This is a genomic window from Mucilaginibacter jinjuensis (assembly GCF_028596025.1).
GTDB classification, from domain to species: Bacteria; Bacteroidota; Bacteroidia; order Sphingobacteriales; family Sphingobacteriaceae; genus Mucilaginibacter; species Mucilaginibacter jinjuensis.
In genome coordinates this window covers 929,317-947,931 of the sequence record NZ_CP117167.1, presented here as the reverse complement: position 1 = coordinate 947,931, position 18,615 = coordinate 929,317, and the positions used below count along the sequence as shown (strand labels likewise).

Annotated in this window: 17 protein-coding genes and 2 tRNA genes; 2 read left to right on the top strand and 17 right to left on the bottom strand. The window is 34.6% G+C overall.

The features are described from left to right. From PQO05_RS04375 to PQO05_RS04305, 15 genes are all read right to left on the bottom strand, one after another. Positions 1 to 1,119, bottom strand: a complete 1,119-nt coding sequence (locus tag PQO05_RS04375) for a glycosyltransferase (protein WP_273631440.1) — start codon at positions 1,117 to 1,119, stop codon at positions 1 to 3. After that, positions 1,120 to 2,175: an EpsG family protein gene (locus PQO05_RS04370; RefSeq protein ID WP_273631439.1), complete on the bottom strand. Its 1,056-nt coding sequence runs from the start codon at positions 2,173 to 2,175 to the stop codon at positions 1,120 to 1,122. A 2-nt stretch (positions 2,176 to 2,177) separates the two neighbouring features. Then, entirely contained in the window at positions 2,178 to 3,368 is a 1,191-nt protein-coding gene (locus PQO05_RS04365; protein ID WP_273631438.1) for a glycosyltransferase family 2 protein, read from the bottom strand. Between the two features lie 75 nt (positions 3,369 to 3,443). After that, positions 3,444 to 4,523, bottom strand: a complete 1,080-nt coding sequence (locus PQO05_RS04360; protein WP_273631437.1) for a lipopolysaccharide biosynthesis protein — start codon at positions 4,521 to 4,523, stop codon at positions 3,444 to 3,446. Positions 4,524 to 4,719: 196 nt separating this feature from the next. After that, on the bottom strand, positions 4,720 to 5,730 hold the full coding sequence (locus tag PQO05_RS04355) for a hypothetical protein (protein WP_273631436.1): 1,011 nt from the start codon (positions 5,728 to 5,730) through the stop codon (positions 4,720 to 4,722). Between the two features lie 19 nt (positions 5,731 to 5,749). After that, a complete protein-coding gene (locus PQO05_RS04350) occupies positions 5,750 to 7,201 on the bottom strand; it encodes a flippase (protein WP_273631435.1) in 1,452 nt (483 codons plus the stop codon). Between the two features lie 37 nt (positions 7,202 to 7,238). Next, positions 7,239 to 8,501 carry a protoporphyrinogen/coproporphyrinogen oxidase gene (locus tag PQO05_RS04345; protein ID WP_273631434.1) on the bottom strand — a complete coding sequence of 421 codons (1,263 nt, stop codon included), beginning with the start codon at positions 8,499 to 8,501 and terminating at the stop codon, positions 7,239 to 7,241. 270 nt (positions 8,502 to 8,771) lie between these two features. Continuing rightward, on the bottom strand, positions 8,772 to 9,773 hold the full coding sequence (locus tag PQO05_RS04340) for a 3-oxoacyl-ACP synthase III family protein (RefSeq protein WP_273631433.1): 1,002 nt from the start codon (positions 9,771 to 9,773) through the stop codon (positions 8,772 to 8,774). A gap of 1 nt (position 9,774) precedes the next feature. After that, a complete protein-coding gene (locus PQO05_RS04335; RefSeq protein WP_273631432.1) occupies positions 9,775 to 10,518 on the bottom strand; it encodes an SDR family NAD(P)-dependent oxidoreductase in 744 nt (247 codons plus the stop codon). A gap of 1 nt (position 10,519) precedes the next feature. Beyond that, on the bottom strand, positions 10,520 to 10,744 hold the full coding sequence (locus PQO05_RS04330; RefSeq protein WP_273631431.1) for an acyl carrier protein: 225 nt from the start codon (positions 10,742 to 10,744) through the stop codon (positions 10,520 to 10,522). Between the two features lie 8 nt (positions 10,745 to 10,752). After that, entirely contained in the window at positions 10,753 to 11,637 is an 885-nt protein-coding gene (locus PQO05_RS04325) for an LbetaH domain-containing protein (protein ID WP_273631430.1), read from the bottom strand. Further along, on the bottom strand, positions 11,637 to 12,710 hold the full coding sequence (locus PQO05_RS04320; RefSeq protein ID WP_273631429.1) for a DegT/DnrJ/EryC1/StrS family aminotransferase: 1,074 nt from the start codon (positions 12,708 to 12,710) through the stop codon (positions 11,637 to 11,639). The genes PQO05_RS04325 and PQO05_RS04320 overlap by 1 nt, the downstream gene beginning before the upstream one ends. A 1-nt stretch (position 12,711) precedes the next feature. Continuing rightward, positions 12,712 to 13,800, bottom strand: coding sequence for a DegT/DnrJ/EryC1/StrS family aminotransferase (locus PQO05_RS04315; protein ID WP_273631428.1), 1,089 nt, complete (start codon positions 13,798 to 13,800; stop codon positions 12,712 to 12,714). A gap of 2 nt (positions 13,801 to 13,802) precedes the next feature. After that, positions 13,803 to 14,837: a polysaccharide biosynthesis protein gene (locus PQO05_RS04310; RefSeq protein ID WP_273631427.1), complete on the bottom strand. Its 1,035-nt coding sequence runs from the start codon at positions 14,835 to 14,837 to the stop codon at positions 13,803 to 13,805. Between the two features lie 400 nt (positions 14,838 to 15,237). Continuing rightward, positions 15,238 to 15,310 (bottom strand) — tRNA-Lys (locus PQO05_RS04305). 184 nt (positions 15,311 to 15,494) lie between these two features. Between PQO05_RS04305 and PQO05_RS04300 the strand changes: the two genes are divergently transcribed. Together PQO05_RS04300 and PQO05_RS04295 are read left to right on the top strand one after the other, a co-directional pair. Then, positions 15,495 to 16,637 (top strand): PAS domain S-box protein, encoded by a 1,143-nt coding sequence (locus tag PQO05_RS04300; protein ID WP_273631426.1) that lies wholly within the window; start codon positions 15,495 to 15,497, stop codon positions 16,635 to 16,637. 71 nt (positions 16,638 to 16,708) lie between these two features. Next, entirely contained in the window at positions 16,709 to 17,272 is a 564-nt protein-coding gene (locus PQO05_RS04295) for a hypothetical protein (protein WP_273631425.1), read from the top strand. A gap of 54 nt (positions 17,273 to 17,326) precedes the next feature. Here PQO05_RS04295 and PQO05_RS04290 read toward each other — a convergent pair. Both PQO05_RS04290 and PQO05_RS04285 read right to left on the bottom strand, forming a co-directional pair. Further along, positions 17,327 to 17,399: transfer RNA gene (locus PQO05_RS04290), tRNA-Lys, on the bottom strand. 93 nt (positions 17,400 to 17,492) lie between these two features. After that, the gene (locus tag PQO05_RS04285) at positions 17,493 to 18,521 is read right to left on the bottom strand and encodes a WD40/YVTN/BNR-like repeat-containing protein (RefSeq protein WP_273631424.1); all 1,029 of its coding nucleotides are present in this window, start codon (positions 18,519 to 18,521) and stop codon (positions 17,493 to 17,495) included. Positions 18,522 to 18,615: the final 94 nt, after the last annotated feature.

Below are 18,615 nucleotides of genomic sequence, written 5' to 3'. Positions count from 1 at the left end.
TTAAAATATTTCCTTCATTAAATCCCTATTTTGTGTACTGAATGATGCAGCCCTTTCCTTAGCTAAAGCTTTAATTTTACCGATATTATCATCCCGGAGTATTTCTGAAATCCCGTTTTTTAGTTGTAAAACATCACCAACCTGTACAAGTTGGCCAAATTCACCATTTTTCAGTATCTCGCGGGGGCCAACTTCGCAATCAGTTGCTATAACCGGCACCTCGCAATACATAGCTTCTATTAATACCAAACCAAAACCTTCTGACTTTGAGCTAAAAATAAATATCGAAGCGTTTTTCATCCATTTATACGGATTGGTATCATTACCTTTTAAAATTATCCGATCTTCAAGTTGTAACTCTTTAATAAATGATTTTATAAACCCCTCATCTGGCCCTGCTCCGACAATATACATGCACGGAATATTTTTATCTTCCAGCCAAAGAAGATTATACGCTTTAATCACAGAAATAAAATCCTTTGATCTGTTATCTATCCGTGAAACCATCAAAATGAATTTCTCATCCTGGGTCTTTAATTCCTCATTCTTATATTTATCAATAACATTAGTGTCAATTGTATTATAAACCACTTTTGTAGACTTTTCATCAATCTTAAATAAATCTAAAAAGAGTTTTTTCTGATCATTGCAGATACAAATAATCTGATCACATTTCTTGTACAAGAAACTATATAAGAAGCCTAAACTGGAATTCTTTATAACCCGCGGATTGGAATGGATCCATGAAAATTTTTCTCCTTTCTGTACATAAGTCAATATTAAAGAAGAAAAAGTATCTGAAAAATTGATGGTTACATCTTGTTTCAAATTAAGTAAAAACTTACAGTATAATATTTGGATAACAAGTATTAAGGGGGCAAGTAAGGGGCTGAGAAATTGCAGGCTGCCATTTACCCGCCTCAGTGAATGAACTAAAAATAAATGATCAAAATCAATTATTTCAACATTGCCTGGAATTTGCTGGGCTATACCATCAAAATCTTTGTGTACAACTATTAAATAAACTTTCTCAGATCTTAATTGGTCAACTATGTTTATAAACATCTTTTCCACGCCGCCCGTTCGAAAACGGTGCATCACAAATACAACATTTTTCATTTAGCGGACGTGATAAGGAACAATATTCATCCCATCAAAATTAAGATTAGAATAGTATAAGGCTATTAAAATAAACAAGACAATAATACCGTAAATAATCTTACTTTTATAATTAAAAGAAGAAAAAGAGATCGGAATTATAAAAATCATTAGATCCGTAAGATATTCGGATATACGATTTAATATATCTACTCCTAAAAAAAAACAGTATAAAATAACCCCTATTGCAAACATATTATAGAGTATAATATGAGCGGTATTTTTTATCCATGTTTTGGAAAGCCCAACAAGTGATAGGCCTATTAAAATTCTTAAAATTACACCAAGCCCTGTTTTGGTATTGGCGCCACCGCTAAAGAGATCTTTGTACCCCATGTAATGGCCACCGGTGAAAAGATCGATAATATAGCCAAAAATCAATGCGGTTATCCCTACGCGCGCCAGTATCAAGCTAACAATAGAGCCGATAAAAATAAGATCTCTCCTAAATGGAACACTGGAAACCCAATATAAAGGAATAAAAAATAAAATGGATGTGTGAAACAATGATCCTAATAAAAGAAAGAAAAGATAATAAGTGAGCCTCCTTTCTATAATATACTTTATGGCAAATAAAAAGATAGATATAGTTACCCCTTGTCTTATACCGCTAAAATAGTAGACAAAAAAAACGCCTATGCTAATAAAAACAATATAACCGATCCCTTTCTCATCACGGTTAAGAAAAAAATTAATGGCTTTGAATAAGAAAGCCGCTGAAATAAATGCAGTGATTAAAGTAACCCAAAGAAAGTCGCCGTGAAAAAAAGCAACTAATTGGTTAATAAAGAAGTAGCCTGGTTCAACAGAATATGATGTATCCCCGAATGAAGAAATTTCGGTATAAATCTGCTCGTATGCCGGATAATCAGTCCCAACATCCTTTCTGAGCCCCACAAAAAGAACTAATATAAAAAACCAAATATATTCAGTTAGTTTAGCCGATGTTAAACTACCGTACTTTATTAAAACGGCGGTTAAGCAGGTAATAAAAAAGAAAATACAATAAATGATCATTTTTATGTGTTCCTGAAAACAGTGTCATCTAATTTGCCTAAAACATCTTTCCAACCATATATTTCAGTATAAACCTGGCTTGGCTGGGAAGGTTGATTCTTTTTTGATTTCAGCAAATCGAAGGCAACACTAAAAGTAGTTGATACAAGTTTAGTTACATGCTTAAAATAATTTATTTTAAGAGGCTTATGGATTTTTATACCTTCTGTAATTGATAGTCTGAAAAGAAATATCAAACGCCGGAAACTTGAAGTTTTAATATATTTTAAATTGGCCAATATAGCATAGGCGCTAAGTTTATATATATCAAATAATTCAACTAAGTCTGCCCGGCCTAACTCGTACAATGCCTTTACCCCTGTTTCTGCCCATATAGTTTCTACACTATAAAACCGGGGTACTTGTTTTTCCCAATTGTAGTTATCCGTTCTGTTTTTAAAATGCGGTGCGTCACTTAAATACCCTGAATGATCAGAAGATAAACTTGAAACTGATGTACTGCTTTGGCATGCCCCGGCAACGCTAAAAGGGTAATCTACGATATAATGAACTTTTGTTACATTGGATAATGCCACTGTAGAATACATATCCGGTGTAAGCCCCCCATAAAAATACCCTACCTTCTCAAATACAGTCTCTAACAAAGCCCTCTTTACTATTCCATGATAAATGCGGGGCAAATTATATCTCTGATAGTTAATAAACCCGCTTTTTATTAATGAAGTTAAATTATTTTCGATATTAATCTCCTCAATTTTATTACTATACCCAGGGATAATCAATCTGCCGTTTTTGCTTACAACATGAGCATTGTTTGGCCAAATAAAATCTATATAACTTTTGCAGCCAATAGATTCTATGTTATTTAACTTCATCCATTGTGTGGTTTCGATAATGTTAGGCAGCACCGTGTCATCGTCCCCTATCATAATCACATATTCACCGGTTGCAAGCGAAACACACTTATTAAAATTATCTATTGAAGAAAGAGGAGAACCATCGTAGGTATAAATGACCTGACTGTTTGGATTGGCTTCCAAATATTGTTGAATATCCGGAGTATCACTATTATCCGCAATGGCTATCTGTATTAAATCTGAAGAAATAGCTAAAATTGATTGAATAGCCTCAATACAGTACTTTTGTCGATTTTTAGTAGCAATAACTACGCTTAACAATGGAGGATTATTCATTTGTGTACATATTGGTTTAGGGTATTATTGAACAGAGTTATTTATATACAGTGTATATTTTATACACTGTTAAAACTAATTAAGCAAGCCCCTAAAAAACTTAGCTAATAGTAAAAACATGGCAGATAACATACCCCCAAGTAAAAAACCAATCACGCCCCCCTTTAGTTTTCCGATCCTGTCAACTTTTAACGGATAAATAGGTGAATCTACGATTTGAATTAATGGTGTTTCTTGTCTTAAAGAAATTTTCGCCAATTCTAAATTTTTTACAAGCTCAGTCAAAATTGCCTTGTTAGCTTCTGCATTAAATTGTGAATGTTGTGCTGGTGCTCTTAGTATTTGACGAGACGGATTTAAATTAGGTGTAGCATCTGCAACCTCAATCGCACTGTTGATAGCACCTTTTAATACCGATCTTACAGAATCAGTTTGATGTTGTAAAATGGAAACGTTTTGAAGCGTTTTCTTGGTTTTGGTTAAAATATAAAAATTGCTGACAGTATTAACAATCTGACTATTAAAAGCTGAGGCAAAATATTCGTCTTTGGCTCTAACTGTAACATTTATTATATTAAGTTTTTTATCTGGTTTACCAATCGAGAGAACCTCCTTATTTATTTTATCAATAACGTCACCTAAAACGCTATCCTGTAAACGGCTTTGGTTAGTGCCTGGGTTAAAATGAATATTACGTAAGTTGGGATTATCCCGCCACTTATTTCTTAAATCATTCATTCTAATATATGTATCAATCAGCAATTCTTCTTTGCCTTTGTGCATTGAATTAGTTAACAAAGCTTTCTGTATCATTGCACGCGATTTATATAGTTCAATGATATTATCTCCCTGAAAAATTCCGCCGCCACTGCCGCCCAGGTCTACCCCTACCATTGAAGCAATGCCTGCATATTGACTTAGCATGCCTCCACCTGATTTATTGTCTTCTAAAACAAACGTTGTTGTGGCATTAAATACCGGTTTAGTGTAAATAGATACACCTAACCCTAAAGCACCGCCAATAATGCCCCAAAGCAAAATTTTGATATATTTCGACAATAAAAAATTATAACATTCATTTAGTTTTACATATAAATCTTTAAATGAAACTTTTTCATCATGTCGTAGTTCATTATAAGTTTCTTTGGTATTCATATATTCAATAGGGATTTTCTAAACAAGTTAATTTTATAATAAGCTTTTTATAATACTTAAACAGTAAACCATTGTTTCTTTAGTTAGCTATCTTTGTTTTATAAAAAAAGCTTAGTGTTTTTTGCTCTTAGAAAAAGTAAAAAAATTGTAAGAGCAATTGTTATGGGTATTAGCAGCTTATGTAACATAATTTCAATTAATATTTTTTCAAAATCTGTCTCAATTTTTCTATTATGTTACTCATATATATATTTTTCAAAAATTCCTCGCTTTTAATCAAATAATTATCTGTTTCATCATTTATATGTTCAGTAAGAATTTTTTCAAAAATTTCGTATGACGTTATAGATTCAGCAATTGAAGATAAACCGAATGATCTTGTCTCTTCATTATCCGTATATCTCGCAACTATTCGGCAACCATTAACAATAAATTCAAAAAGACTCGGAGTAACATGATTAATAAATCTAGAATTTACCTCATCAGTGCCCGGTGTAGAATAAAAAGCAATTTTAGAGCTTCTTAATAAATTAATATACTCTTTTCGATCGGAAAATTCACCTAAAACCCCTTCTAAATTGGAAACATAAACATTGTTTCTATATATATTGTTATCAGACCATGTCCTAAAAACATAGTTAAAATTGGGGTGGGATAAAGCATAGCGCTCAGCATATTCTTGCAAAACTCTATTTTTCCTTACAAAAATTGCATCGTATTTTTTACCCTTATAATCTTTCCAAAGCTGATAGCTATTTGACAAACCAAGCGGCAAGTGTACAATATTTAGCGGACAGTTACCCTGCTTCAATAAATTGTAAGCATTTAGACTTGAGACTAAAATAAGTTTACAATTTTTATAAACTTTTGAGAAATTATCTATATCTATATTTTTATCAAAATCAATTAGATAAGGTACTTTATCAGAAAAAACCTTGTATCCGAACCCTGTTACAGGGAAAAGGTGATAAATGAGTGTGTAAGAATTAGGTTTGCTAATCAACCTGTTAACGGATTGAAGAAAACCCGATAGCCCAATCTTATATGCGATCCTATATGTAAAGTAAGATATTCTTTCATAAATCTTATTTGATGAAAAAATTGGAACCCCTAATTCTTGTGCAATACAATCTTCCCATTCATATATTAGATCGGAGTAAACTTCGCTATTACTCTTACGTGTTGAATAGATATTTTTAATTTGCATAAATTGCTAAACAGGATAGTTAGATATTTTTTTTAAAAATCTTATTTTTTATTGGCCCTAAAACCTCAAGAACAATCTTGTTTTTTAAAATAAAAACTTGTAAAAGTGTAAAATAAGCAACACAAATACATAAGGCAGAAATCAAAATAGTAAGCGGGACTGAAGACATTTTTCTACAAACTATTACAATACCCCAAAATGGGATGCAAAGCAATGTGAAGACGATCAACTGTTGATATGGGATTTTGATTTTGATTTTTTTTCGTACGTATAAATAGCAACAAATTAAAACAAATAATTCTGCAACCAGGTTAGAAATGGCTGCTCCATTTTGTTCAAAAATTGGGATAAGAATAAAGTTAAGTACCAAGCTTACAATAGTGCCTACAATAACTGCATACAAAAGTTCTTTATCCTGTCCCATTGGTATTAATAATTGTGTGCTGAAATTCGTTGTCATACCAATTATCAATATAACCGGACACATTATACGTAGGGTAGTGATAGAAGACGCAAATGCCTTACCCGAAAAAAGTGCAATAATTTCTGGTGCTAATAAGTATAGCCCCACCATGATTGGAACGCCCAAAAGAATAACAAACTGAAGCGTCTTCGTAATCAGTCGATTTATTTCGTCATGATTTTCATTTTTAAATTCAACGGCAATCCTTGGCAACATCACAGGTACTAAGACCATTATTAAAGAAAGTGGTATTTTATTTATTTTAGATGCAACAGTATAATAACCTATACTGGCATCCCCTGATATAAATCCAAGTATAGTAACATCGAGTAAATTATAGATACTTGTAAAGATCCCCACAGAAAATAACAAAAGCAAGGGCTTTACATGTGCTCTCATATTCAATTTAAGATAAAGAGCCTTAAAACTGATAAACCTGAGAATATACTTTGTATTAATTAATGTATTTAGAAGGCTGATTACTATTGGAATACAAAAATAAATTAATGTATCTTCTTTTGTTTTTATTAAAACGAAGGTTATTATTACAGAAACAATCTGAAAGAAGACTGTCCGCGTGGTAATGTATTTAAAGTCTTCCAATGCATAAAAAAAGTAATTAAGATCAAAGACCCCAATGATTATTGTTGCTATACCAAATAAGTAATATTGCAAACTGGCATGGAATTTACCGATGGAATAGATTAATATCAGATATAGTAAGATTCCAAAAAATGTACAGATGATTTTTATTAACAATAATTCAAATAATATTTTGCTTCTTAACCTTATTGAATCCTTTACTTTTGCTACTTCTCTTATCCCATATAATGGGATACCTAAGGAAGTAAGAATCACAAAGTATTGTATAAAAGAGTTTGCAAAATTGACATGGCCAATTCCTTCTGGAGCCAAAATTCTGGTAACATAAGGAAAAGTAAACAAGGGCAAAACTAAACTTGAGCCTGTAAGCAATATATTATAGAAAGCATTTTTTTTTAATTTCATTATTCTTAATTTAAGCTATCTTTCAAGAATAAGAATATTAAAAGTTAAGCCTTTTTAAATCCATTGCGGCCTCTATACATTTATCCATGTTGTAATATTCCCATTCTGCAAATCTTCCTAACAAAAAGATGCGATATGGCTTCAATAGTTTTTTCAACAATAATATCTTCTCTCTGGTTTCCTCTCCTTGTATAATGTATGAATTTGGTTCATAATTAAATGCAAGAGGCACTAAATTGCCCGGTAATAAAGCTAATTCTTTAATCATATCATCCTGATTCTGTTTACCTGAAAACTCAACCACGCATGTTTTACGAGCCGTGCCACCATTGTTCGAGTCACTAAAGTTACCTGTGTAGATAATTCGATGAGCTTTAAATCTTTCTTCTGGTAAATACAGCCACGAAATATCATCAGCATCTGTTTCACAAAGTATGTTTGAAGTACCATTAGAAACCAAATTGGAAATATCTATAAGAGCTTTTTGTAAAGCCGAGTCATTAATTTTAATTATATTATGTAGTTTCCTTACATCTCCACAGTAAACAATAGAATCAACAATCTTATCGCCATTATTAACAGAAAGTTTATATTCATCTAAATATTCTATCGACTGAACATCATACGACTTATTAATTGATAAACCTTCAGCTAATCGATCTACAATAAATTGCGATCCGTTTTTACAGGGGTAATAGAATGTGGAATGAACCATTGTAGTTTCTTCCTGCCTAACCACATTACTAAGTATTACTTCCCGTAACTTTGGCATAGGTAGTTTACCTTCAAGCCATTCAAGTGGGACCTTTGATAAATCAGTATTCCATATTTTAGTATTGTAAGGCCCGAAGTATATGTTGTAAAGCTCCTCACCGAAATTTCCTATAAGGAAATCTTTGAAATTTGCGTAATCACCTACATCTCTTACACCACTGGATAACTTATCAAGCAATTCATTTAATACAATAATTGCCTGTTGCTCAGGTAGCTGATATAAATAATTTTCAATAGGATAACCAATTACTGCATCCCCCATTAATATTTTAGCATTCCTATTCGCTTTAATGAATTCATTCTGCCTGTCAAAATGTTTCCAGAACCAATCCAAAACAGCTTGGTTTCGGCTATTAAAAACATGACCGCCAACAAGATGGAATAAATTACCGTCTATTCTTTTACATTTTATTAACCCACCATGCAATTCATCACGTTCTAAAATTTCGACTTCATTGTCTTCTGCCAACATTCTAGAAATACTTAATCCAGAAATACCAGATCCAATTACTATTACTTTTCTCATTATTGATTGTTTGTTTTAAGATAGTTTCACTATAACTATCGCCGATTAAAACCTCTCAACTTTATGCCAAACCTTTGAAGTTATATTTTGATAATGTATCGGTATGACAAGTGTCAATTATAGTCAAGAGGCCAGGTAATACCAGAGAGAAGCTTAATTACCGAATAATTTTTAGGCCAACGTAAATTGGTATAAAAAGGGTAATTGATAAATGATTCAAAACTTGCCTGCAATATTGGCAATGATGTTTTTGAACATATTAAGTGTTTCTCAAAAAAAGAGGATAGTTGCTCCCCATGAGTACCCTACACCGAAGCCAGCTAGCAGAACGTTGTCGCCTTTTTTAATTTTTCCCTCTATAGCATTTTTCAAAGCAATTGGTATAGTTGAAGATACAGTATTCCCGCATTCCTTTAAATAGATAAAAAAACGATCTCTATCTATTCCAATTTTTTTCATTAAGTGCTCAAGCATAAATTGATTAGCCTGATGAAAAATATGCAAGTCAATTTTAGCTAATGAAAGGTTATTTTTATTTAATGTATTATTAATTAATTCAGGAACAGCTCTTGACGTAAATGTAAAAATTTCAGGGCCATTCATATAAAGGCAGGCGGGCGCATGAACATTCCCAAAACTATCAATGGTTTCTGTATTTCCCCTTTCGGGATACCGGGTAGCACCTTCTTTTACTATTAAATTGTTAGCACCCGAACCATCAGTACCTAAATCAAATTCTCCTATTTCACATAACCCACTGTTACTTATCAATGTAGCGCTTGCGCCGTCACCAAAAATAGTCCGATTTGATTTATCCTTTTCATGGATAAATTTAGAGTATACTTCAGATGTAATTAACAATACATTTTTAGCAATATTGGAAACTATTAATCCTTTTGCTAAAGCTAACCCATATACATATCCAGAACACCCCAGATTAAAATCTAATGCTCCTGCGCTAGATGGGATATTAAGTTTGTTTTGTACTATACATGCTGTAGTTGGCAAAAAGTAATCAGGGCTTTGTGTACATAAAAGAATAAAATCAATCTCAGATCGATCAATATTATTATTTACTATTAGTTTTTCAGCAACTTTAATCGCCATATCAGAGGCAAATTCATCTGGAGCGGCAATATGTCTCTGATAAATGCCGGTCTTCGCCGAAATTTTATCAGCCGACCAAGATGGAAATTCCTCATTAAGAGTATTATTATCCAATATTGCATCAGGTAAATAATATTCTATATATTTTATATACGCTTTATTCATTTTATTTAAGCAAATAGCCGCCGTCAAGAACAAATTCAGACCCAGTCACCCACTTCGAGGCATCTGACAATAAATACATTATTTGATTTGAGACATCTTCAACAGTACCATATCCTAAAGGATAAGCATTTTCATCCTTATTAAACTCCTCAACGCTAATTACTCCCTTATTTGTAATTAATTCTGTTTTAATAACACCAGGAACTACTGTATTAACTCGTATTTTTTTTGATGACAACTCGCTTGACAAAACTTTCGCATAGGCGCTAATTGCCGCTTTTGAAGCCGCATAAAGCGCAGTTCCAGGAATCCCAAGTTTGTTTGATATAGAAGAAATGATAACTATAGATGCTGAATTATTTATCTTTTTTTTCAATAATAATTTTTGAATTAATAAAACGTTGGCCTCGAAATTTAAATCAAATACATTTCTTATTCTTTGTTTACTAATTAATTTTACCGGAGTATAATCAACTATACCTGCCGATAGAACTAACCCATCCAAAGGTTTAACATCTTTTACTAAATCATCAATAAATTCACTGTTCGTTAAATCACCAATAAAAGCATTGTATGAACCAGACTTAAGTTTCTCTTTCGTTTTTACAAATTTTTCCGAACTTCTGCCAGTTACTGATAACGTAGCATTAAATTTGTTTAAGTCCCAAGCGCACTGCTGTCCAATTCCAGAAGTACAGCCTGTAATCAATAAATGCTTTTCATTAAAATTGTAATCTATTGACATTTTACTGAGTTAATTGATATAAATCTTCCACAGTAACTGCTGATTCTATTTTTTCTAGATTTAATTTTACGTTGTAATTATCTTCAAATTGAACTATCAATGACAATACTATTAATGAGCTCCACTCATCCAGATCTCTGAAATGACTTTGAAAGGTTATTTGGTCAGGAGATGTCTCTTCAAATAATTCTTTGAAATTATCTAAGAAATTGCTTTTTTCTATCATTGTAATATTTAATTAATAGGTATAAATCGTGCTTTATTATTATAAATAAAGGCATAGAATTCCATTTCTAATATGCTCTTTTTCTTTTTGAAAGTTTTTGTTTGCATATTAAACACTGTAACCAAGGGGTCCAAATCCGTATCAAGATGATCGATACTTGTAAAAATTATCTTTTCTGATAGCTTGTTCGTGATTACAATCATTTCTGTAGATGTTCTTTCAACTGTTATATCTTGGTTGCTATTTGCAAATTCATTAGCCCAGTTATACATCATATTATATTTGTCAGCTATATCAACTTTTTTATAAAAATTGATTTTTTCCATAACTTTTGCAGGCGATCCTGAATATACCTTTCCTTCAATAGTATCTTTCGTCAAAAGAGAATTTATCAAACAAATGCTACGCTTTGCCAATACAATTCCGGAACCCACAATACAACTTCCCACTAACCATACATCGTCATGAATGATAGTGCCTCTTTGAGCATATAACACACAACCTTCTAATTGCTCTCCACTTGCCACATGAGTCCAGATTTGAGAATACATGCCGATGCGAACCCCATTTCCAATTGATAAACCTCCGCTTCCGTCTAATATCGTATGTTGACCAAACCATCCGTTATGACCAATCTCTACTTTACGCTCACCAATTATGAATATATTATTATGAATCACATTCCAATCCTTAATAAATACCCCTTCATCACCTACAAGTATTTTTACATTATCATTAATGATATTACAATCGCCGATAATAAGTTTGGGGTTTTTAGCGCCCTTAACAGCTTGAATAGTTACGTTTGCCCCTATTCTGTTAAAATCACCCATTTCAACAAAATTAGGAATTAATGTTGTTGCTGATATAGTATTATTTTTTCCGATATTCATTAATCAAACGATAAATCTTCTATCCACCATCCCGTTGGCAATGCCAAAAATTTGTTTTCAAAGTCACTTACACCAGCTAAATATTGCTGATCGCCAAAAACCGAGTAATGGTTATTACTAATGTGAACACCGGTAGCGTAATATCCAATATTTCTAAAATGTTTTAGTGATTCTTGCTTATTGTTACACAACAAACCTATTACCCAAAAATTAGGATCTATATCTTCACTAAAACCTATAATTTTGTCATTTGGATATTTAGCAGTTAAGTACGATTGCCATTTAACTGCATTTTCGCGTTGTTTGCTAATAAGCAACGGCAGGTCTCCCATCTGTTCATAGCCGATATAAGAATTGATTTCGGGCATTAGAGCTCCATATCCGCCTATTTCAATATCCGAATCGACACTTATTTCGTTATAACAATCTCTAAATGTGGCACGGTTAATACCATAATCACGAATACGCAGAGCGCGCTCAAACATTTTAGCACTTTTGAATGCGATAGCACCACCATCAACTGTATTTGGTAACCTTACGGTTTGAAATGAAAATACAGATGCATCTGTACCTACATTACCCATCATTTTACCTTTATATTTCGACCCGAAAGCTTCAATACAATCATCAACCACTACCAAGCCATGCTCAGAAGCTATTTTGTTGATCTCATCAATATAACCAGGTGTACCGCAAAAATGGTTATGAAAAATAGCCTTGCAATTACTATCAATTGCTTTTACAAGGCTATCAGGATCCATTGATCCGGTGGCCGGATCAATATCAACCCATTTTACTTTCAAATTTTGAGTTATAAATGGTTGATTAGAAGCCAAACAGCTCATAGGCGATGCTAATACAACGTCGCCTGGCGATAAGCCCAGTGTTGTAAGCATAATCAGCATTGCAGAGTTATAAGAGTTAGTTACCATTACGTACTCTGCACCTATATAGCTGCTCAGCTTGCTTTCAAATTGCTTACCCCATTTGCCGTAAGACAGATTTCCTGAATATAAAATATCATTCAACTCTGGTAAAGCCGGCGGCATATAGGGTTTAAAAATAGGTATCATATTACCAACCCTTTTTAATGAGATCTGTTATTTTTTCGCGATCTTCTTTGCTTACCCACCAACCACATGGAATGTGTACCATTTTTTTATAAAACTGTTCAAAAGCAGGTAAATCAGTTTTGGATTCTGCAAAAATTGAGTGCCTGTCATTACGTAAATGTAGTTCTGAAGCAGAAATGCCGTTCGCCGCTAACATCTTGATAAAGGCATCACGGTTTTCAACTTTAAGGGTATACAACCAGTATGAAGCCTCACTCTTTGGATAATAATGTAAAAGCTCTACTCCTGCTGTATTTGCTAACTCTTTGTCAAAATATAATCCGTTAGCTATGTGCTTATCAATAACATCCTGAATATATTTAAGCTGCACCAAACCAACAGTAGCATTTACATTATTCATGTGATATTTGTAACCCGGAAACTTGATATCATTTTCTAACCGGGGTTTCATCTTATCAAGCCCAAACCAACGTAAAAGTTTCGCATTGTGTTGTTGCTCTTCGGTTTTTAGCGTTAGCATTCCTCCATCAATGGTGGTAAGATGCTTTATGGCTTGAAAAGAGAATATGGTATAAGGCGATATAGATCCTACAACCTGCCCATTATATTTGGATCCAAGCGCGTGTGCAGCATCTTCAATAACAGGAATATTAAATTCCTCTGATAACTTTTTAAATTCATCCAGATCGGCCACCATACCAGCATAGTGAACAATCATTATTGCTTTGGTTTTTGCCGTAATTTTACTTCGAACAGAAACCGGGTCAAGCAATCCTGTATTTATATCTACATCAGCCCAAATAACTTTGGCGCCAACCAATTTAATGGCCACGTTAGTAGGTTCGGCAGTAAGTACAGTGCTAATTACTTCGTCACCAGAGCCAACCCCGGCAAGTAACAACGCAATGTGCAATGCTGCTGTGCCCGAATTGAGGGAAACAGTATGCGGATTGGATACAAAATTTGCGAAGTTTCTTTCAAACTCATACACAGCTTCGCCTTCGGCAATATAACCACTGTACAATATCTGCTCCAATTGAGGCATTAACACCTCTTTTGGTGGCAAAAAAGGCTTAACTAAGGGAAGCATAATTATAAATCTTTAAGTTCATTTTGTACATAATCAAGTGATAACAACAATTGTTTCGTTGCATCTAAATCCAATCTTTTCGTATTGTGAGAATTATATTCAAAATCAACTAAAGTTGGACCGTCTTCCTGTACATATTTTGTATAGTTAAGATCTCTATAATCTGCCGGGACTTTGTAAAAATCACCCATATCCAACGCTTTCGCCATTTCTTCTTTACCACAAAGCGTCTCATAAAGTTTCTCACCGTGGCGTGGGCCAATAATATTAATTTCATTATTGGCATTAAATAACTCCTTAAGTGCGGTAGCTAATGTTAAGATAGTGGTTGCCGGAGATTTCTGTACAAAAATATCCCCCGGTTGTGCATTTTCAAAAGCAAAAAGAACTAAGTCAACAGAATCTTCCAATGACATCATAAATCGCGTCATATTTGGATCTGTAACTGTCAATGGATTACCTTCTTTGATCTGTTTAATAAACAACGGGATGATTGATCCGCGTGAGCACATAACGTTTCCATAGCGTGTAGCACAAATAACAGAATCATTGGCTCTCACCTTTGGATCTCTTGCTTTAGAGACAGCAAGTTTTTCCATAAGAGCTTTACTCATTCCCATGGTGTTAATCGGATATACGGCTTTATCAGTACTAAGTACGACCACTCGTTTTACCTTATTAATGGCTGCAGCTTCCATCACATTTTCTGCACCAATAATATTGGTTTGAATTGCCTGCATAGGATAAAACTCGCAAGAGGGGACTTGCTTTAAAGCAGCAGCATGAAAAAGGAAATCCACGCCAGCCATTGCAGAATTAATGCTTTGAAAGTCTCTTATATCTCCGATAATGAAATTTAATTTGTTATTTTTATAGTGGATACGCATATCCTCTTGTTTTTTTTCATCGCGGCTAAAAATCCTTATTTCAGCCAAGTCCGATTGCAAAAATCTATTCAATACCGCGTTGCCAAATGAGCCTGTCCCGCCAGTTATCATTAGCGTCTTGCCTTTAAAAGTGGCCAAATTATTTTCCATATGTACGGCAAATATAATATAATGTGTTATTATGTTTGCAAGAGCCTAATTTTTATTAAAGATATATCATGTTGCGGCTCTAACCCCAACCACAAGCATTTTTCATCTTCGTTTCATTAAAAATTATAGCCCTTCATATTGCACCTTGTGATCTTATTACTTTTACAAATTTGCATTAAATACCATGCTAATTCCATTGTAACTAACCACTTCTTACTTGCCAAAAACATTGCATTACAGCAGATTACGCACTTCTAAATTGGCTTTGGATACTTTGTGTGGTTTTAATATTGACCCGGTAAATTTTGGGCTACTTTTTACTACCTGGCAATAGCTTACCTGTGCAATTCTTATGGGCATAAAAAAAGGGAACAATCAAAAATTGACTGTTCCCTTTTTGTGATCCCGCTGGGATTCGAACCCAGGACCACTACATTAAAAGTGTAATGCTCTACCAGCTGAGCTACGGAATCATTATCGTTTCCGATAAAGAGGTGCAAAGATAGAAAAATCATTGAAACTTTTAAAGCTTTTTGCAATAGTTTGTAAAACTCCCTGATTTAGTGGCAGAAAAAAGACACACAAACAAACAGATTAACCACCGATTAATTTTATAACAATATTATATGTACTTTAGGATAGCCTATTTCATTGTTTATGAATAAACCTTCGCCGCTCCAAATTGTGCTATTTGTTTTATTCACAATAGCCATGCTTACTATTTTAGGATACAGTACCCTCCACCAAACCTCACTCGAAAGAACTTTATTATTGTTAACCATTATCGCCTTCCTATTCGGTTTATCCATTAGATTTTACTTTAAAAGTGTACATATAGCAACCTCGAGCTACCAGAATCTTTTTAATGGCAGCCCGCTTGCTATTTATATTATGGCAAAGGGCAGCTTAAAAATTCTGAATGTAAACAAAGCAATGGTTAAACTTTATGGCTATACCGAAAAAGAGTTCTCGAAAATGACAGCTCTCGATATAAGGCCTGAAGAAGATCACGAGGAGTTTAAACGGTATGTAGTCAAAGAAAAAGAACCCGACGAATCAGGCATAGCTTTGCATCAAAAAAAGAATGGTGAAAAATTTTATGTAAGGTTTAACTTCCATAGCATCCCGCTGATAAAAGAAGATGCTGTACTGGTAATGATTACCGACATAGATGAAAACATTAAAAATGAGAAACGGATTGGCGAATTATTGCATTTGTACGAAGCCGTAAACCAGGCAACACACGATGTGATATGGGATTATGATCTGCTGGAGAACAAAATTACCTGGATGGAGGGGTTTGAAGAAATTTATGGTTACACTGAAGAAAACCGGCCGTATGATTTTAATGACATGACCGATGTTTACTATGCAGACAGGGACAAGGTTCAGCATTTTTTTGCTGACGTAATAGCCAATAAACAAAAAGACTGGATATTAGAATATCGCTTCAGGTGCGCAGACGGGACTATAAAATATGTTAGGGACCGGGGCCTTTCGGTTTTTAACAAAGCCGGTGAACCCATTCGCTTGATTGGCGCCATGCAGGATATTGACAAGCAGAAACGGTACGAGCAAGAACTGGTGAGCCGCAACGAACAGCTGGAAGAAATTGCGTGGATTAACTCGCACGAGGTAAGGCGCCCCCTCTCCAACATCCTGGCCCTGGCCCGTATGATTAAAGAATACCCCAACCCATCTGATGAGTTGAGCACCTTGATCGAGTACCTGTATGCATCATCGCAAGAATTGGACGACGCTGTTAATTTGATTAATAAAAGGACAAGGGCGGAGGTGTGAGAGAATACCTACAAATGTTTCCTATCTATTTAATTCATTAATGATTTTTACAATCAGTTAAATCAAAAAAAATGAATAGTGAGTTAAGAAAGGCTTTAGCGCTTGAGACCATTGTATGGACCGGCGATCTTTTGGATGATTGTACCGCAATATGGGCTGGATTAATGCTTAGAGCCGAGTGGATGGATGAAGATCAGTGGTGGTGGGCTGTTTATGATATGATGCGGAATGAAATAACAATTGACTATTCAAACGAGTATAAAGAAAACTTTTTTAGCGGGGAGGCGGCAAGAGAAAAAGCAGAATCTGTTGCTAAAGCATACATTATCAATACCACACATCAGCCGACAGCGAAATATATAATTGCCGATACCTTTAAAATTACCGGGAGAGGGCTCGTATTGGCCGGATATATAACTGATGGACTTGTTTCTACAGGTGACCAAATTGAAATTGTTGCATTTGAAACAATTAGATACAGAAAAATTATTAGTATAGAAAGTGTAGTAAAGCCACATTCTGGCAGAATAAATACCGGTCTTTTAATTGAATGTAAAGATGATTCTGAGATAGATGAACTCAGAAATTGGGTGCCAAATGATATAGTTGCCTTTATTATAAAGACTGAAAATTAAGCATCAGCTAATTTTTAAAACGACAAAAGCCCCTCATTTCTGAGAGGCTTTCTGTGATCCCGCTGGGATTCGAACCCAGGACCACTACATTAAAAGTGTAATGCTCTACCAGCTGAGCTACGGAATCATTTAACGTTTCCGTTAAAGTGGTGCAAATATAGGATTATTGAGTTTTTCCTGCAAGCTAAATTTGCAAATATTTTAAAGTTTTTATTAATTGCTAATTATGAGGCAAATACGGTTCGTACAATGCTATTTTACCCTTATCGCCTGCCAACAATACCAATTTACCGTGCTTCGCTTGTTGGCAAACATTAAAACTTTCATCGTTTATGCGGGCCCAGGTGTTACCACCATCAGTTGAAAGGTTGGTGCCGGAGGTGCCGGTTGATATGAAATTACTACCGCCCAACCAGTTTACACACGACTGAAAACCAGCAGGCGACCGCTGTGGAAAGCCTGCTTTTGTCACATCGCAACAAAAATTTGCCACATAAGCTACCGAATCTGCACGGTGATTATCTTGATAATCGCCTCCCACAAAAACCATTGTGCTACTCTCACCTGCAAATGAAAAAGCCCCTTGCGATTCCTTGCCATGCAATATCGGTAGGGCTTGATATACCCAGTCTTTATTATCCCAGCTTAATAAGCGGCTAACACTTCCGCCGGTAACAATTTGCAGTGTGTTTTTATCGGCTGCAATGCAAGTACCGCTGGCAGCGAAGCAAGCTTCATTGGGTAAAGCTGCCGGGGCATTGGCCATAGACTTCCAGTTATGCCCACCATCTTTAGTCTCCAGTAGCACAAACTTTCCGTTAATAGGGTCGCCGAGCGTGTAGCCATGTTTGTCATCAGCAAAAGCCATGGCATCTAAAAAGTAAGCCTTATCATCATTTCGATAATTTACCTGCCAGCTTTTCCCGCCGTTTGCAGTAGTCATAATCAATGCCGGTATACCCGAACTCATAATTACCGCCTTTTGATCAGAAAATGCTTCTATATCCCTAAAATCACTTTGCTCAAAACCCTTTACCTGTTGCCACTGCCAGGTTGTGCCGCCATCAACAGTTAAACCTATATAGCCTTTGCTCCCACTCACCCAGGCTACCTTATCGTTAACTACTGACAAGCCTCTGACGCTTGTGGACTGTGTTTGTTCCAGTATTTTAATGCCTTGTGCGCTGGAAGTATTGGCTGTTAAAATCACAGTAATCAATATAGCGGCGTATTTTAGAGCGGGATTCATGCGGTAATTAAATGTTGGTTCTCTAATCTACAATCAATTTATTTCATGGCGATACTTTAAGGCATAAAAAAGTCGCAAGCAAATGCTTGCGGCT

Coding starts and splice junctions, on each gene's coding strand:
- PQO05_RS04330 (WP_273631431.1), bottom strand. CDS start 10,744: ATGATAGAAAAAAGCAATTTCTTAGATAATTTCAAAGAATTATTTGAA.
- PQO05_RS04350 (WP_273631435.1), bottom strand. CDS start 7,201: ATGAAATTAAAAAAAAATGCTTTCTATAATATATTGCTTACAGGCTCA.
- PQO05_RS04325 (WP_273631430.1), bottom strand. CDS start 11,637: ATGAATATCGGAAAAAATAATACTATATCAGCAACAACATTAATTCCT.
- PQO05_RS04310 (WP_273631427.1), bottom strand. CDS start 14,837: ATGGAAAATAATTTGGCCACTTTTAAAGGCAAGACGCTAATGATAACT.
- PQO05_RS04370 (WP_273631439.1), bottom strand. CDS start 2,175: ATGATCATTTATTGTATTTTCTTTTTTATTACCTGCTTAACCGCCGTT.
- PQO05_RS04340 (WP_273631433.1), bottom strand. CDS start 9,773: ATGAATAAAGCGTATATAAAATATATAGAATATTATTTACCTGATGCA.
- PQO05_RS04375 (WP_273631440.1), bottom strand. CDS start 1,119: ATGAAAAATGTTGTATTTGTGATGCACCGTTTTCGAACGGGCGGCGTG.
- PQO05_RS04335 (WP_273631432.1), bottom strand. CDS start 10,518: ATGTCAATAGATTACAATTTTAATGAAAAGCATTTATTGATTACAGGC.
- PQO05_RS04295 (WP_273631425.1), top strand. CDS start 16,709: ATGAATAGTGAGTTAAGAAAGGCTTTAGCGCTTGAGACCATTGTATGG.
- PQO05_RS04300 (WP_273631426.1), top strand. CDS start 15,495: ATGAATAAACCTTCGCCGCTCCAAATTGTGCTATTTGTTTTATTCACA.
- PQO05_RS04345 (WP_273631434.1), bottom strand. CDS start 8,501: ATGAGAAAAGTAATAGTAATTGGATCTGGTATTTCTGGATTAAGTATT.
- PQO05_RS04315 (WP_273631428.1), bottom strand. CDS start 13,800: ATGCTTCCCTTAGTTAAGCCTTTTTTGCCACCAAAAGAGGTGTTAATG.
- PQO05_RS04360 (WP_273631437.1), bottom strand. CDS start 4,523: ATGAATACCAAAGAAACTTATAATGAACTACGACATGATGAAAAAGTT.
- PQO05_RS04365 (WP_273631438.1), bottom strand. CDS start 3,368: ATGAATAATCCTCCATTGTTAAGCGTAGTTATTGCTACTAAAAATCGA.
- PQO05_RS04285 (WP_273631424.1), bottom strand. CDS start 18,521: ATGAATCCCGCTCTAAAATACGCCGCTATATTGATTACTGTGATTTTA.
- PQO05_RS04320 (WP_273631429.1), bottom strand. CDS start 12,710: ATGATACCTATTTTTAAACCCTATATGCCGCCGGCTTTACCAGAGTTG.
- PQO05_RS04355 (WP_273631436.1), bottom strand. CDS start 5,730: ATGCAAATTAAAAATATCTATTCAACACGTAAGAGTAATAGCGAAGTT.